This is a genomic window from Gillisia limnaea DSM 15749, assembly GCF_000243235.1.
GTDB lineage: Bacteria > Bacteroidota > Bacteroidia > Flavobacteriales > Flavobacteriaceae > Gillisia > Gillisia limnaea.
The window spans coordinates 2,130,864-2,146,922 of the sequence record NZ_JH594606.1; the positions used below are offsets into that span (position 1 = coordinate 2,130,864).

Genomic DNA, 16,059 nt, shown 5'->3' on the forward strand with positions numbered 1-16,059 from the left:
ACCCTGCCAACAGGAACAGATTTACCAGGGTTTATTCCAAGATAATTTCTCTATAAAACACTTGTATTTGTCAGGAAAAGGATGGGTTACCTCATTTAGAACTGAAATGTTTCAAAACCTCCAGCAGCAAAGGAGCAGCGATGCGTTGTTTATAATTGGGGCTTATGTATTCAAATAAAATAGTGCCTTCAGTACCCAGAACAAATAATGCAGGTACAGGCAGAAATCCGGTGTTTTTACCTCCGGAAACATTTCCAAGCATCGAACCATACTTTTCAGGAGATTTAAAAGCCAGACCCATCGCCTGGGTAAGCGTGCCATCTGCATCTGAAAACAGCTCATAATCCAGGTCCTGTTCAGCAAGAGAAGCTTTCAGTTGTTCAGGAGAATCGGGGCTTACAGCAATAATTTGATATCCCAGGGCTTTAATTTCTGCGGTGATCTCTCCCACCTCAGCAAGGTGTGCATTACAAAACGGACACCAGCCTCCGCGGTAAAAAAGTAAGATCGCAGGCTGGTTTCTCACAAGCTCCCCAAGACTGATTTTTCTGCTTTCAGCAGAAGTTATTTCTATTTCAGGAATTTTTTCCCCGATGAGCAGGGGGGAAATCTCCTCTGCGGATTCTGCGATCTGGGCAAAGGTTGAAACGGAAATAAAGAGTAACAGAATAATATAATTGATTTTCATTTTCTAATTTTTAAAGTTCTTTTGGATTTTCCAGCATGGTGGGTAGTAATTCGCTCACCGTGGGATGGATATGAATGGCATCCCTTATGACCTCATAAGAAGCTCCCGCATACATTTGATCTATCACTGTATGAATGTACTCATCTGCCCCGGCACCAAGAAAAGTGGCGCCAAGGATCTTATTGGTCTCGTTTTCAATGAAGATCTTTAATTTTCCTGCGGTTTCCCCTTTTTCCTTTGCCCTGGCGATCTTGCTCATTGGCCTGATAGCCACTTTTGCTTTTAAACCCTGCTTTTTAATGTCAGTTTCGTTAAGGCCTACTCTTGCCAGTGGCGGATCTATAAAAGCAGCGTAACAGGTAAACCTGTCTGAGAGATATCTTTTTCTCTCCTCAAAAAGATGAGAATTTACGATCTGGAAATCGTTATACGCGGTGTGGGTGAAAGCCCCTTCCCCGTTACAATCCCCCAGCGCCCATATATGCGCAGCACTGGTTTGCAGTTCGTTATTCACTACTATAAATCCTGCTTTATCCAGTTTCACTCCTGCCTTATCCAGCCCCAAATCATCTGTATTGGGGATCCTTCCGGTGGCAACAAGTACATGTGAAGCTTTGATCTTTTCTATATTACCTTCACAATTATAATTTACGGAAATGCCGGTATCAGATTTTTCGGCACTAATGCAATCTGAATTTAGTTTGACATCAATTCCGCTATCCTTCAGAATTTCAGCGATTTCTTGAGCGATATCATCATCTTCCTTTTTGAGGAGTTGATCTCCTTTTTCCAGAATAGTCACTTTGCTACCAAACCGCCGGAACATTTGCCCGAATTCCAGCCCAATATACCCCCCGCCTATGATCACAAGGTGTTCCGGGATATCTTCCAGCTCCAGTATGCTTTCGTTCGTGAGGTAGTCAATAGCTTTGAAATCTTCAGGAATTCTGGGCCTTCCGCCTACATTGATATAAAATTTCGCTGCAGTATATTTTTCATTTTTAACCTGAACCGTATGCTGGTCCAGGAAAGTGGCTTTTCCTCTTATTAAGGTGAGATTTTCGGTATCCGCGAACATCTTTTCCAGTCCGCTGCGGGAATCCTGTATAAGTTTGTCCTTTCGCTGCTTTATTCTTTTAAGGTCTATTTTTAAATTTCCTTCCAGGATCACCCCGTGCTCCTCACTGTTCCCTGCTGCAAAAACCCTGCGTGCAGATGCTACATAGGCCTTGGTGGGAGTACACCCCACATTTACGCAAGTGCCTCCAAGATGCCCTTTTTCAATAATTGCCGTCTTAAAGCCATTCTTTGCCAGGCTTGCGGCCAGGGCAGGACCTGCCTGTCCCGTGCCTATGATTATTGCGTCAAATTTTTCCATTTATTCCTTTTTTTAATATTTGTAATTTGCTCCCCCGTCCTGTTCAATTTCCACCCCCAGGCTTAACACCATGCGGTTCACGAAATTAAAATAGGCTACCACCAGAGTTGTATCCAGGATAGCAGCGTCGCTGAATCCAATTTCTCTCAAAGGTGCTGTAGGATCTACTTCCTCAATGTTTTGAGGCCGTAAGGTTACTTCTTCGGCATATTGGCATAGGGCCATGTCATTCCCGGAAATATCAACTTCCCTGTAATTGGCCCGGAGCTTCCTTAATTTTTCCTCATCCTTCCAGTAATGGTGTAAAGCGCTGCCGTGATGGGTGGCGCAATAACTGCAATTATTTGCCATAGATACCACTACCGCGATCATTTCCCGCTGCGCCCTGGAAAGTTCAGATTTACAGAACATGATCTCCATATAAAGCTCCATATGCTTAACTATGCTTTCCGGACGCAGACTCTGGATTTTATGAACTTCGGCAATTTGCCCGCGTTGTTTTTCCAGTTGTTCATAGATCTCTTTAAGCCTGCCTGTTGCTTCTGCGGGTTGGATTATGCTTATTCGCGACATAGGTTGTTCTTGAAATTCGATTTTTTAAATATACTCAATTGATGCCGAACCGCAGGATCAAAATTACAGGTATAGTCCCGCACCTTCTGTCATAAATCTGACATTTTATCTTATGGCGTATGCTTATATTACATTCTAATTTTAAAAAAGAAAATGATGAAAAGCTCAGACTGGAAAGTGATTAGTGCCGCAAAGGAAGCTGGGATCCCGGATCCCGGATTTGAAATTGATAAAAATACCGCCATAGTAATAACCGATCCACAGAATGATTTCCTACGGGAAGACGGTGTGGCCTGGCCTATTGTAAAAGAGAGTGTTAAAGAAAATAATACCATAGAGAACATGTCTACTGTGTTTAGGCTGGCCAGGGAAAAAGGAATGAAGATCTTCATATCACCCCATTATTTTTTTCCAACAGATAAGGAATGGAAATTTGGTGGTGCTCTTGAGAAGTTCATGCATTCCAAAGAGATGTATAAACGCAAGGGGCGGCTGGATATGGAAGGATTTGAAGGCTCCGGAGCCGATTTTCTCGAGGAATTCAAGCAATACCTTGAAGGAGAAAATATTATTCTTTGCAACCCGCATAAATTGTACAGCCCAAAGAATACAGACCTTAGCCTCCAACTTAGAAAGTACAGGATAGAAAAAGTGCTAATGGCTGGAATGTCAACAAATTTATGTGTAGAATCGCATACCCGGAATCTTCTGGAAGAAGGTTTTGAAGTTGCTGTAATTGCAGATGCCAGCGGAAGTGCCAAATTACCGGGACTCGATACTTTCCAGGGGGCTTTAATGAACCTAAGGATGATCACCAGCCATGTATTTACTACTGAAGAATTTGAAGAAGCATTAAATTCTGCCTCGCTGAAGTAGGGATTGCGAAAAATATGAAAAACGGGAGTCATTTTTAAGTGGCTCCTTTTATTTTTCATGTCTTATTTACCTTAATTGCCCGCTGTAGTAGCCGGGAGAATTTTTGTAAAGTGTAAAAACGGACAGGGTAAATTATTTTACAATAAAAACTATGAGAGATTTTAAAAAAAGAGCTGTATTTCCTGATTATGAATTACCCGATCATAAGGGCATAAAAAGAAATTTGAGCGATCTGCAAGGGAAGGACCCAGTAGTACTTGTACTTGCACGGGGAGGATATTGCCCCAAAGAAGATTTGCAATATCAATGGATGGCAGCGATGCAAATTGAAATGCAGGTAGGTACTCCAAATTCATAACAATTAGCACAGATACTCAATTAGAAAGCCTGGAATGGCGTACCCGGCTGGGTGCGCACTGGCCGTTTTTATGTGATAAAGAAAGGATGATCCAAAAGGATCTTGAGATCCAGGAATATACAGACCCGCAGCATAACCCCATGGTACCCCACACTCTCATCCTGGAGCCGGGGTTGAAGATTCACAAGATTTATAATGGCTATTGGTACTGGGGCAGGCCCACAGCCGAAGAGATAAGGCAGGATTTGCGGGAGAGATTTACTTTTTTAAACATACTATTCCTCTGGATTTTAAACTGTCAATTTTTTGACAACAGCTCATGTTTATCAAAAAATTAAGATTGTAAAGAAAGGGTTTTTCATATCTTTCTTATCAACCTAAGCTAAAGGGAAACAAAATGAAGAAAAAGTCAAAAGTCTGGTATTTAGAGAATTTCAATTTTTTTGCTGAACTTTCCCTGGAGCACAGGACATTTGTTTGCCAGAATACTGTAATGAGGACTATACAAAAAGATGAACTGGTCTATTTTCAGGAAGATCTTGCGCACAGTGTATATTTCCTGAAGATGGGGAGGATAAAAATTTCAAAGTTCAGTGAAGATGGGCAGGAATTCCTGGTAACCATCCTTCAGCCCGGAGAGGTCTTTGGAGAAGCTTCCATCCTGGGAATTAATAAAAGGAAGGAAGCGGCTATTGCAGAGGAACAGGTTACCTTCTGTGTTATGAAAGAAGAACACTTCAGGAAACTATTGCTCATGTCTCCTGCGCTTAATTTGAAATTTAGTCAATTACTCGAGGATAAGCTGGAAAAAACCCAAAAAAGGTTACAGGACCTCTCCCTCAAAAACAATCAACAAAGAATAATAGAATTTTTAAGGGAAACCGCTTTGGATTCTTCTAAAGAACATAAGGGGGAATTAATTATAAACAATTCCCTCACGCACCAAAGGATCGCACAACTTACCTCTACCAACCGCCAGGAAGTATCCAGTGTACTCAGTTTGCTAAAGAAAAACAGGATCATTGACTACAATAGGAAAGTGATAAAAATATTGAAGATGGATCAATTGGTATCCCATTAAGCAACTTGTATAGCAGGTGTTCCTTTTTTATTGTTGCCACACGTCTTTTAAATTACAAATGATACAATAATTTAAACTAAAAGTGATAACTGTTAGAATTGGCGCGTAATTATTTAATGGATTAAACAGGCTAATAAAGATATTTTTTATACTTTAATGCAATTCAATTAAAACCGATTTATTATGGCAGAATTCAATATTACCATCAATGGAAAGAAACTCAAGGTTGATGTCGACCCCAGCACTCCCTTGCTCTGGGTTTTAAGAGATCACCTGAAATTAGTAGGCACAAAATATGGATGCGGAATTGCGCAATGTGGTGCCTGTACCGTACATTTAAATGGTTCTGCTGTAAGATCCTGTCAAATTCCAATTTCATCGGTTACAGATAATAAGGTCACCACAATTGAAGGGCTTTCCGAAAATGGCGATCATCCTGTTCAAGAAGCATGGCTGGAACACGATGTACCTCAATGTGGCTATTGCCAGGCGGGGCAGATCATGACCGCCGCCGCTTTCTTAAAAAGCAATCCCAAACCCAGCGACGAGGAAATAGAAACTGCCATGAATGGAAATATTTGCCGCTGTGGCACTTATACCCGTATTAAAGCGGCTGTAAAAACAGCTTCAAATTCCCACATCGTTTAATTGTCAGTTTAATCAAAACCCGGAAAAATGAGTAAAGTAAAAACAGGAATAGGTAGAAGATCCTTTATAAAAAGCGTTTCCTTAGCAGGAGGTGGGTTGATCATTGGATTTAGCTGGCTGGGATGTGCCCGTAATACAGAAGAAGCTGAGAAAGAACTGGGCATGCAAATGCCCGACGAATGGTTTGAATTAAACGGCTATTTAAAAATAGGCGATAACGGGATTGTAACCATTTATTCCCCTAATCCCGAAATTGGCCAGAATGTAAAAACTTCTATGCCAATGATCGTGGCTGAAGAACTGGATGTAGATTGGAATAACGTACTCGTAGAGCAGGCACCTTTAAATACTGCAATTTTTACCCGTCAGCTGGCAGGAGGAAGTCAGTCAATCCGCCAGGGTTGGGAATCCCTGAGAATGGCCGGAGCCACCGCCAGGCAAATGTTGTTAACGGCTGCTGCATCTCAATGGGAAGTTCCGGTATCTGAACTAAGCGTTGAGAAAGGAGTGATAAGTCATTCCGGAAGCGACCGCACTATTGGGTATGGTGAGATCGCAAAAGCTGCTGTAAAGGTTGAAGTTCCCGAAGAGGTAGAGCTTAAAAATAACGGTGATTTTAAAATCATAGGAACTTCACGCAAAAATGTAGACGCCAAAAAAATAGTTACAGGCCAGCCTTTGTACGGGCTTGATATTCATCGTGACGATATGCTTATCGCTATGATTGTTCAGCCGCCTTCATTTGGTATGGAGTTTAAAAATATGGATGCAGAGAAGGCAAAGGAGATGCCGGGTATAAAAGATGTTTTCACGATAGACACTTATCCGGAAGACATGGAGAAAGAATGGAGTGATACGGGAGCCTTTTCTAAATTGGTAGTAGTGGTAGGAGATTCTACCTGGCAGGTAATGCAGGCTAAGAAAGCTTTGAAGGTAGAATGGGACCTAAATCCTGAAATGGTAAAACAAATTGAAATTCTTGAAAAATCTCCGGGTCTTATGGATTCCGGCGGACTAGAAAACTCAGATATCCACAATTCTTTAATGGCTCAAGTTGGTTCAAAGAAATCTGAAATGATACGGAAGGATGGTAATCCCGAGGCTGCTTTTAAAAATGCAGCACGCGTTATCGAAAGATCATACAGCTGCCCGTTCCTGGCCCACAATTGTATGGAGCCCATGAACTTTTTCGCCAATGTTACCGGAGATAAAGCAGAGTTAGTAGGGCCTATTCAAACTCCGGAGTTTGCTGAAAAAAGCATAAACAAAAGGTTGGGAATAGACCTTGAAAACATAGATATACAAATGACCCGAATGGGTGGTGGATTTGGCCGACGGCTTTACGGACATTTTGTTATAGAAGCTGCCGTTATTTCACAAAAAATGGGTGCGCCCATAAAACTTGTTTATACCCGCGAAGATGATATGACCAACGGTGTTTACCGCCCGGCGTATCATGTTACTTACAGGGCAGCCCTGGATGGGAATAATAACCTAACCGGATTTCATGTAAATGCAGGGGGTATGTCTGAAAGTCCGCTTTTTGCCAACCGTTTTCCGGCCGGAGCAATCGATAATTATCTAGCGGAAAGCTGGGCAGTAGAATCAAATATTTCTATTGGAGCTTTTAGGGCCCCAAGATCAAATTTTATTGCCGGTGCAGAGCAGTCATTTTTAGACGAGCTTGCAGAAGAAATGGGAAAAGATCCAATTGAGTTTCGCCTGGACATGCTGAAACGTGCAAAAAATGATCCCGTAGGAGAAAACAATGACTATGATCCTGCACGTTTTGCGGGTGTTCTCGAACTGGTAAGGGATAAATCCGGCTGGAACAATGGCAACTCTTCACAAAGTAGAGGAGTTTCTGCGTATTACTGCCATAATTCCTATGTTGCGCAGGTATTGGACTTAACATTAAAAAATAATGAACCGGTTATCGGTAAAGTTATCTGCGCGGTAGATTGCGGGATAGTAGTGAATCCAGACGCGGCAAAGAATATGGTAGAAGGCGGAACCATTGATGGAATAGGTCACGGATTGTACAGCCAGCTAAGCTTTAAGGACGGGACTCCACAACAAAGTAATTTTGATACTTACAGGCTTATTCGTCACAGGGAAGCTCCAAAACAAATCGATGTACATTTCATCGATAACGGTATAGATCCCACTGGGCTTGGAGAACCTCCATACCCACCGGTAATAGGCGCGTTGGCAAATGCCCTTTATAAGGCAACCGGAAAAAGGATGTACAAACAACCGTTCATTTCTGAATTGCAGGGAGACTTCAAAACCTAATGAATAATACGAACCTTCATATGGGCAAAAAGATCAGGTTCAAATTTTGGATAGCAGATGGAGATGAAAAATTTTATGGCCCGGGTCCCAATCAGCTTTTAAAAGAAATCCAAAAAGAAGGTTCTTTGTCCAAAGCAGCCGGAAAAATGAATTTGTCCTATAAAAAGGCCTGGGAGCTGGTTCAGAAGCTTAATAATCATTCTGAAGAGCCACTGGTTGTTTTAAAAAAAGGTGGACAGCATGGTGGCGGGGCAGAGGTAACGCCTCATGCATTAAAGATCATGGAAGAATATGATAACCTTCAGAAGAAAATGAATGAGCTGGTTGAACAACAGCATGAATTGATAAAAGTTTTAAAGTAAAAAGTAAGGCTTAAGACTGGTCTTGAGCCTTATAATTTATCAACCGATATGTACATTAAAACATAACGCTTTTTTAAATGACGGTAAATAATAAGATATATCTCGATTACAACGCGACGACACCGGTTGATGCGCGGGTGCTGGATACCATGTTGCCTTGTTTTAATGAGAAGTTTGGGAATGCGGGTAGTGACCATATTTTTGGATGGGATGCAGAGGATGCTGTGGAACATTCAAGAGCGCAGATTGCCAAACTTTTGAATTGCAGGTCTTCAGAAATCATTTTTACTTCTGGTGCAACCGAAGCGGCTAATCTTGCCCTTTTCGGCTTTACAAAAAGCAACAAGTCAAAAGGTAAACATATCATTACAGCTAAAACCGAGCATAAAGCGATTCTAGATACGATGAAGGTTTTGGAAGATGATGGGTTTAAAATCACCTTTCTGGATGTAGACGCTGAAGGGAATATCGATCTAAATGAATTAGAACAGACTATTACTTCTGAAACGATCCTTGTCTGCATTATGCTGGCCAATAATGAAACCGGCTTGGTCCACCCTATTAAGGAGATTGGAAAAATTGTGCATGGGAGCGGTGTGAAACTTATGAGTGACATCACCCAGGCTGTAGGGAAGATTCCGGTAGATTTAAAGGAAATGAATTTAGACCTGGCTGTCTTCTCTTCCCATAAGATCTATGGGCCCAAAGGGGTAGGTGTCCTCTATATTAACAAGAAAAATAAAGTTGATGTTGAACCTCATATTTTTGGTGGCGGCCAGGAAAAAGGAATGCGTGCCGGAACGCTGAACGTTCCGGGAATTGTAGGTTTTGGGAAGGCTGCGGAAATCGCTTATTCTGAAATGGAAGAAGAATCAAATAGAATTGAGCAACTCAGAAATAAAATGGAAGTACTTCTCGAATATGTTGAAGGTGCAGGCATTAATTCCAAAAATGCTCACCGACTTCCGAATACTACCAATATATCGTTTAAGAATATTGCTGGGAATCTACTTCTGCGAAAATTGAATAGCCTGGCAGTTTCCCGCGGCTCTGCCTGTTCATCGAATATCATTAAGCCCTCACATGTTCTAAAAGCAATGGGATTAAGCGATGAGCTGGCACTGTCTTCTTTGAGAATAAGCCTTGGCAAACAAACCACCGAAGCTGATATCGATTTTGCAGCTGGTGAAATAAAGAAAATTGTTAATCAGCTAAAAAGCGTGGTACTATGAGAGAACTGGACGTTATTATAGCCGAATACGAACTGCTTAAAAAAGCAGGCACGGCTAGTGTGCTTGCAACTGTGGTGCACGTGGAAGGTTCTTCCTATAGAAGAGCCGGGGCAAGAATGCTGGTGGATGAATTTGGCAATATTACGGGAGCTATTAGTGGTGGCTGTCTCGAAGGCGATGCCTTGCGCAAGGCACTTCTGGCGCTGCACCGGCAAAAAAATAAACTCGTAACCTACGATACCAGTGATGAAGATGATGCGATAATCGGGGCTCAGTTAGGCTGCAACGGTGTCATTCAGGTTTTGTTTGAGCCATTGGATTATGAGTATAAACAGAATTCCTGCGAATTGTTGAAAACGCTTATTAACAGGAAAGATCCTGTGGCGATTGTAGTTCAGTTTAATCTGAACAGATCAAAAGATCAGCCTGGAACTATTTTACTAATTGAAGAAAATTCAAATTACATTGGGAAGGAACAGGAAGAAGAATTTATTGATCTAATGCTGGAAAGGGCTCAAATTAGCCTGAAGAGTAACAAACCGCATTTTGCTGAAGTTTCAGTGAAGGGAGAAACACAGCATGTTTTTATTCAAAATTATCAGCCACCCGTAAAATTGATCCTTATAGGAGCAGGAAATGATGCGCAAATCCTCGCGCAGCAGGCAGAGATGGTTGGATGGGATGTTACAGTAGTAGATGGCAGGCCAAGCCATGCCAATAAAGAACGTTTTAAAAGTTCCTGCCAGGTAATCATTTCAAAACCTGAAGAAACTTTGAGAAATATTGAAATAGATAGCCGGAGTTGTTTGGTGCTGATGAGCCACAATTACAATTATGATCTGTCAGTTTTGAAATTGGTATTAACAGATGACCGCATACCCTATATTGGGATTCTTGGGCCGAAGAAAAAATACGAGAAAATGCTGGATGATCTGGAAAAAGAAGGATTTGAACTGAAATTTGAAGTATTGAATAAAATCCACGCTCCGGTAGGACTTGAAATTGGTGCAGAAACTCCTGCCGAGATCGGGCTCTCAATTCTATCTGAAATACAATCTGTCCTAACAGGTAATAGCGCGAGACCGCTTAGGGAAAAAGCTGCGCCAATACATGAAAAAAAGGACAATCAATTTAAACAAATTCAGGTATGATCGGGAACAGGAAAATAGGGGTGATCATCCTGGCGGCTGGGGATTCCAGTAGATTGGGGCATCCAAAACAGCTAGTGGAGTTTAAAGGAAAAACATTGCTTCAGCACATCATAGATGTTGCAAATTCCTTTAAATTCGATTCTAAGGTGCTGGTTTTGGGAGCAAAGGCAGATGAAATTAAGGCTAAAACTTTCAGGAATAATTTTGAAGTGGTTATCAATGAAACATGGGGAGAAGGAATGTCCACGAGTATCCGGAAAGGTTTGTTTACCTCCCTAAAATTGGAAAATAAACTGGAACATGTTCTCATTTTGCTGGCAGATCAACCTTTTGTTACCAGGGAGAATATTGAGCAATTGATAAAACTTCAGTTGGAAAAGGATGTTCAGGCAACTTTTTCTGAATATGCAGGTGATGTTGGAGTTCCCGCAATATTTTCCCGGGAGGTTTTTCCGCAATTGAAAGCACTGGAAGGTGATGAGGGAGCTAAAAAACTGATCTATGATAAGAAATTTGAGTTTGCGACACAAAAATTTGAAAAGGGAAATTTTGATGTGGATACCGTAAAAGATGTAGAACTATTAAAACAGATGGAATAGAGATAAAACATCTATTAGAAGAATTTTATCACAAAGGGAAATGGTTATTTGGATGCTATATATCCTCTAAAACAATAAAATAAACCGATGAAAGTGACCATAAAATATTTTGGAATGATCGCGGAGACCGCAAACAAAACCGAAGAGGTTTTAGATGTGGCTCAGGGATTATGGGCTATGGAGTTAAAAGATATGCAAATTAAGAAATATGGGATTCCTGATCCTGAAGCTGTACAGCTGGCTATAAATCGGGATTTAATTAGCGAAGTAGAATTAAAAGAAGGTGATGAGGTGGCATTTTTACCTCCCTTTGCAGGAGGATAATGAGATACGACCGACAAATAAAATTGGATGTAGTTGGGATTTCCGGACAGGAAAAACTGCGAAATTCCAGTGTCCTGATAGTTGGTGTTGGCGGACTGGGGTGTCCCGCGGCACAATACCTTGCAGGATCCGGTATTGGTAAGATTGGCTTGATGGATCACGACAAGGTTTCCATTACCAATTTGCATCGGCAGGTTTTATATGATGAGTTTAATATTGGAAAACCTAAGGCCCTGGTTGCTAAAGAAAAATTACAGCGTTTAAACAGTGAGATCGAACTGGTTGCCATTGAAGAAGCGCTAACTATTGAAAATGCTGAAATGTTTTTTGATCAATATGATTTGATTCTTGATGGCACCGATAATTTTGAAACCAAATTCCTGATCAATGATGCCTGTATTTTAACCGGAAAACCCTGGATATATGCTTCGGTATATAAGAATGAAGGCCAAATTTCGGTATTTAATTATCAGGATGGGCCTTCCTATCGATGTCTTTTTCCGAAGACGGCGAGGCAGGAAGTAAGCTGTGAAGCTACCGGTGTTCTTGGCGTGACACCAGGAATTTTAGGGATGCTTCAGGCAGCAGAGGTTCTTAAAATAATTCTTGGTGCCGGGAATGTGCTTTCAGGAAAACTGAAATTGATAAATATACTTACGGGTATCGAACAAATAATGAATATTCAGCCCAGGCAGGAGGAAATAGAAAAGATCAAAAAACAAGGGATCATTCCGGTTAGGATTGATTGCGAAGTAAGGGATACTCATAAAATTTATCTGGATGTACGGGAAGCATTTGAGCAACCAAAAGTGAATTCTGAAAATGTAATTCATATTCCGCTGGGAAGTTTACAGCAGCGGTTAAGGGAAATTCCCAATCGGGAAGAAGTACTGGTCTTTTGCCAGTCTGGCAAGCGAAGTAGAATAGCTGTTGAAATGCTTCAGAAGGATTTCGGATTTCAGAATCTAAAAAATGTAGAAGGAGGAATAGAAACAATAATTGATGGATAAGAAGAAACCAAAAAAAGTATTTGTTCAGGGCGCCATTGCGCCTGAAAAGATCGCGCAGTCTATAGCGAGCCACCAGTCTAAAACCAATATTGGTGCTCACAGCATCTTTTTGGGACAGATACGCGCAGATGAGGTGGAAGGCAAAACCGTGAGCGCGATAGATTATTCGGCTTACGAAGAAATGGCCGAAAACGTATTTCACGAGATTAGGGAAGTTGCCTTTTCAAAATTCGATATTACCTGTGCACATATTTATCATAGCCTGGGCAGGGTGAACACAGGAGAATTATGCCTGTTCGTTTTTACATCTTCGGCACATAGAAAAATCGCGATCGAAGCCTGCAACTATTTTGTGGAAGAAATAAAGTCCAAAGTGCCTATTTTCGGAAAAGAGATTTTCGAAGATGAAACTCATCAATGGAAAATGAATAAATAGATGGTAGATATTACCCATAAAATAATGACGCTTAGGGAAGCTACCGCGATTGCAGTGGTGCAAACTTCGGGCGAGGAAACAATTAAAGCAATAAAGGAAAATAAAGTTCCCAAGGGCAATGTATTCGAAATGGCCAAAGCCGCCGGACTGCTTGGAGTAAAGAAAACTCCCGAGCTATTGCCGGATTGCCATCCGCTGCCTATAGAATTTACCGGAATTGAATATGAGATTGACGGCCTGGAAATTCAAATTTCGGTTACGGTTAAAACCATTTATAAAACCGGTGTAGAGGTGGAGGCGATGCACGGTGCGAGTATTGTTGCGCTAACCATGTATGATATGCTGAAACCAATCGATAAGCAGGTGGAAATACGAACGATCAGGCTTCAGAATAAAAGCGGGGGAAAATCTTCATTTAATGTAAATGCTGAAAATCTTACTGCGGAAGTGGTGGTATGTTCAGATACTATTTCCAAAGGAATAGGAGAGGATAAGGCAGGAAAAACGATTGTTTCAAAACTGAAAGCTTTGGGGATTAGCTCCAATATAACCATTATTCCAGATGAAGCAGAGGAGATAAGATCGGTTTTGAAAAACGCAAAAACAGATTTGGTTATTTTCACCGGCGGAACCGGAGTAGGCCCCAGGGATGTTACCCCGCAAACCATTGCGCCTATGCTTGATTTAAAGCTAGAAGGTGTGGAGGAACAAATGAGAAGTTATGGTCAACAGCGAATGCCCTTTGCAATGCTCTCAAGATCCATCGCAGGTATAATGGATAAAAAACTGGTGCTGGCTTTTCCGGGATCTACCAAAGGCGCAGCAGAATGTATGGATGCGATATTTCCGCATGTATTGCACGTATTTAATATGATAAAAGGAAAAAGACATGATTGAGAAGGAACCTAAAATAGTAGATAATTTTGGAAGAGCGCACACGTATCTCAGGATATCCCTGACTGACAGGTGCAATCTTCGTTGTTTTTACTGTATGCCTGAAGACGGGATTGAACTCATTGAGAAACCCAATATCATGAGTTTGGAAGAGATCATCACTCTTTCCAGAACATTTCGCGACCTGGGTGTGGACACCATTAGGCTTACCGGCGGTGAGCCACTGGTTAGGAAAAATTTTGGGTATCTGGTGGAGGAGCTCGCGAAGCTTGGCGTCACTTTAAAGATCACTACCAATGGGATCACACTGGATAAATATTTGGATCTTTTCCAGAAAATAGGTTTGCGGAAGATCAATTTAAGCCTGGATACTCTGGACAAGGCCAAGTCGGTTTTTATCACCAAACGCGATTATTTCGATCGCATCTTGAAAAACCTTGAAAAAGCGCTGGAAATGGATATGCAGGTAAAACTGAATATCGTATTGATAAAAGGCGTTAATGACAACGAGATCAATGATTTTATCGCGCTTACGAAGTACAAGAATCTTACGGTAAAATTTATAGAATTCATGCCTTTTAAAGGGAATAAATGGGACTGGAGCAAAGGGGTTGCAAAACAGGAGATCTTAGACATTGTTTCTAAGCGCTTCGGAAATGTGGTAGCGCTTGAAAACCCAAAGCACAGCACATCTACAAATTTTAAAGTCAAGGGTCACACAGGAAGTTTTGCGATCGTGAGCACTATTACTAATCCCTTCTGCGCGGATTGTAATCGTATTCGTGTGACGGCCGATGGTAAAATGATGAATTGCCTTTTCGCCAATTCTGAAACCGATCTTCTCACGCCGCTTAGAAATGGACAGGAAATGGAAAATATTATTATAAACGCTATCAAGACCAAGAAATTTTCCCGTGATGGAATGGATGTGAAAATGGATGCCGATCATTACGAGCAAAACAGGTCAATGATTTCAATAGGAGGTTAATGGTTACAATCGAAGAAGCTTTGAAAATCATTAAAGGGCAGCAGGTAAGGCCAAAAACCGAGTGTCGGAAATTGAAAGATTGTCTGGGCTATTCACTTTCAAAGGATATTATTGCACCATTCGCTATGCCATCCTTCGATAATTCGGCCATGGATGGATATGCATTGTGTGGTATTTTCCGGGAGTATATTATTAAAGGAGAAATTGCTGCCGGGGATACGAGGCAGCTGGAATTGAAGGAGGGAGAAGCTGCAAGGATTTTTACCGGCGCTAAAATCCCTGAAAATACTACCGCTGTAATGATGCAGGAGAAAACCACTGTGATCGGAGATAAGCTTTTATTGGAACAGGAACCCAGGGAAGGCCAAAATATTCGTAGAAAAGGAGGTGAATTCACAAAAAAACAAGTTGTATTTGAAAACGGATATAGCATTACTCCGGCAGGAATTGGGTTGATTGGAAGTCTTGGAATAGAGAAAGTTGATGTTTTTAGGAAGCCTGTGATCAATTTAATTACAACCGGAAACGAACTGGTAGCACCCGGAAAACCAAAAGGGGAAGGACAGATATACGAATCCAACAGTTTTGCCCTTGCTGCGGCCTGTGAGAAATATGGATTTCAGTGTCAGGGCAAAAAACAAATTGAAGATAATTTTGAAGCTATCAAAGCCGGAATAAAAGACTCCCTTGAGAACACAGAGGTTTTGATTCTTTCCGGCGGGATCTCGGTTGGAGATTATGATTTTGTAAAGCAGGCGCTTGAAGAGAACGGAGTGGAAGAACTGTTTTATAAAGTTTTTCAGAAGCCCGGAAAACCGCTATATTTCGGCAGAAAAGAAGATACATTTGTATTTGCCCTGCCTGGAAATCCGGCATCTTCCCTTAGCTGCTTTTATATTTATGTGTTGCCACTTCTATATAAATTAAGTGGTTCTCCAAAGAACGGACTTGAACATTATGCTTTTTCAATTTCCCATGATTTTGAGAACAGATCAGATCGACCTTCATTTCTGAAAGCGAGAATCGATACTAAAGAAGTAGCCATTTTAAACGGACAAGGTTCTTCCATGATCCAGTCCATGGCTTTAGGAAATGCCCTTATTTTTCTGGATGCGGAAACTTCGGTTAAAAAGGGAGACTTGGTAGAATGCTATTTAATTTCCTGA

General features: G+C 41.3%; 18 protein-coding genes. 15 read left to right on the forward strand and 3 right to left on the reverse strand.

Going from position 1 to position 16,059, the window contains the following annotated elements:
• Window positions 1-91 precede the first annotated feature (91 nt).
• Genes GILLI_RS11310 through GILLI_RS11320 form a run of 3 tightly spaced genes read right to left on the reverse strand, consistent with a single transcriptional unit; the run spans window position 92 to window position 2,639 of the window.
• The gene (locus GILLI_RS11310; RefSeq protein ID WP_006989247.1) at window positions 92-688 is read right to left on the reverse strand and encodes a peroxiredoxin-like family protein; all 597 of its coding nucleotides are present in this window, start codon (window positions 686-688) and stop codon (window positions 92-94) included.
• A gap of 10 nt (window positions 689-698) precedes the next feature.
• A complete protein-coding gene (locus tag GILLI_RS11315; RefSeq protein ID WP_006989248.1) occupies window positions 699-2,066 on the reverse strand; it encodes an FAD-containing oxidoreductase in 1,368 nt (455 codons plus the stop codon).
• 12 nt (window positions 2,067-2,078) lie between these two features.
• Entirely contained in the window at window positions 2,079-2,639 is a 561-nt protein-coding gene (locus GILLI_RS11320) for a peroxidase-related enzyme (RefSeq protein ID WP_006989249.1), read from the reverse strand.
• A gap of 153 nt (window positions 2,640-2,792) precedes the next feature.
• On the opposite strand from GILLI_RS11320, the gene GILLI_RS11325 reads away from it, so the two are divergent.
• The 15 genes from GILLI_RS11325 to GILLI_RS11395 all read left to right on the forward strand — a co-directional run bounded on the left by GILLI_RS11325 (window position 2,793) and on the right by GILLI_RS11395 (window position 16,059).
• The gene (locus tag GILLI_RS11325; RefSeq protein WP_040506609.1) at window positions 2,793-3,515 is read left to right on the forward strand and encodes a cysteine hydrolase family protein; all 723 of its coding nucleotides are present in this window, start codon (window positions 2,793-2,795) and stop codon (window positions 3,513-3,515) included.
• A 151-nt stretch (window positions 3,516-3,666) separates the two neighbouring features.
• A complete protein-coding gene (locus tag GILLI_RS17745) occupies window positions 3,667-3,873 on the forward strand; it encodes a thioredoxin domain-containing protein (protein WP_050855610.1) in 207 nt (68 codons plus the stop codon).
• A gap of 397 nt (window positions 3,874-4,270) precedes the next feature.
• Window positions 4,271-4,954 carry a Crp/Fnr family transcriptional regulator gene (locus GILLI_RS11335; protein ID WP_006989251.1) on the forward strand — a complete coding sequence of 228 codons (684 nt, stop codon included), beginning with the start codon at window positions 4,271-4,273 and terminating at the stop codon, window positions 4,952-4,954.
• 183 nt (window positions 4,955-5,137) lie between these two features.
• Window positions 5,138-5,602, forward strand: coding sequence for a (2Fe-2S)-binding protein (locus tag GILLI_RS11340; protein WP_006989252.1), 465 nt, complete (start codon window positions 5,138-5,140; stop codon window positions 5,600-5,602).
• Window positions 5,603-5,629: 27 nt separating this feature from the next.
• Window positions 5,630-7,897 (forward strand): xanthine dehydrogenase family protein molybdopterin-binding subunit, encoded by a 2,268-nt coding sequence (locus tag GILLI_RS11345; protein WP_006989253.1) that lies wholly within the window; start codon window positions 5,630-5,632, stop codon window positions 7,895-7,897.
• Entirely contained in the window at window positions 7,897-8,259 is a 363-nt protein-coding gene (locus GILLI_RS11350; RefSeq protein WP_006989254.1) for a winged helix-turn-helix domain-containing protein, read from the forward strand. The genes GILLI_RS11345 and GILLI_RS11350 overlap by 1 nt, the downstream gene beginning before the upstream one ends.
• A gap of 77 nt (window positions 8,260-8,336) precedes the next feature.
• The gene (locus GILLI_RS11355) at window positions 8,337-9,491 is read left to right on the forward strand and encodes a cysteine desulfurase family protein (RefSeq protein WP_006989255.1); all 1,155 of its coding nucleotides are present in this window, start codon (window positions 8,337-8,339) and stop codon (window positions 9,489-9,491) included.
• The gene (locus tag GILLI_RS11360; protein ID WP_006989256.1) at window positions 9,488-10,642 is read left to right on the forward strand and encodes an XdhC family protein; all 1,155 of its coding nucleotides are present in this window, start codon (window positions 9,488-9,490) and stop codon (window positions 10,640-10,642) included. The genes GILLI_RS11355 and GILLI_RS11360 overlap by 4 nt, the downstream gene beginning before the upstream one ends.
• Window positions 10,639-11,241: a nucleotidyltransferase family protein gene (locus tag GILLI_RS11365; protein WP_006989257.1), complete on the forward strand. Its 603-nt coding sequence runs from the start codon at window positions 10,639-10,641 to the stop codon at window positions 11,239-11,241. Before GILLI_RS11360 ends, GILLI_RS11365 begins: the two co-directional genes overlap by 4 nt.
• A gap of 87 nt (window positions 11,242-11,328) precedes the next feature.
• The gene (locus tag GILLI_RS11370; RefSeq protein WP_006989258.1) at window positions 11,329-11,565 is read left to right on the forward strand and encodes a MoaD/ThiS family protein; all 237 of its coding nucleotides are present in this window, start codon (window positions 11,329-11,331) and stop codon (window positions 11,563-11,565) included.
• On the forward strand, window positions 11,565-12,575 hold the full coding sequence (locus tag GILLI_RS11375) for a HesA/MoeB/ThiF family protein (RefSeq protein ID WP_006989259.1): 1,011 nt from the start codon (window positions 11,565-11,567) through the stop codon (window positions 12,573-12,575). Before GILLI_RS11370 ends, GILLI_RS11375 begins: the two co-directional genes overlap by 1 nt.
• Window positions 12,568-13,011: a molybdenum cofactor biosynthesis protein MoaE gene (locus GILLI_RS11380; protein WP_006989260.1), complete on the forward strand. Its 444-nt coding sequence runs from the start codon at window positions 12,568-12,570 to the stop codon at window positions 13,009-13,011. The genes GILLI_RS11375 and GILLI_RS11380 overlap by 8 nt, the downstream gene beginning before the upstream one ends.
• Window positions 13,012-13,908: a bifunctional molybdenum cofactor biosynthesis protein MoaC/MoaB gene (moaCB, locus tag GILLI_RS11385; RefSeq protein WP_006989261.1), complete on the forward strand. Its 897-nt coding sequence runs from the start codon at window positions 13,012-13,014 to the stop codon at window positions 13,906-13,908.
• The gene (gene moaA / locus GILLI_RS11390) at window positions 13,901-14,893 is read left to right on the forward strand and encodes a GTP 3',8-cyclase MoaA (RefSeq protein ID WP_006989262.1); all 993 of its coding nucleotides are present in this window, start codon (window positions 13,901-13,903) and stop codon (window positions 14,891-14,893) included. Before moaCB ends, moaA begins: the two co-directional genes overlap by 8 nt.
• A complete protein-coding gene (locus tag GILLI_RS11395) occupies window positions 14,893-16,059 on the forward strand; it encodes a molybdopterin molybdotransferase MoeA (protein WP_006989263.1) in 1,167 nt (388 codons plus the stop codon). The genes moaA and GILLI_RS11395 overlap by 1 nt, the downstream gene beginning before the upstream one ends.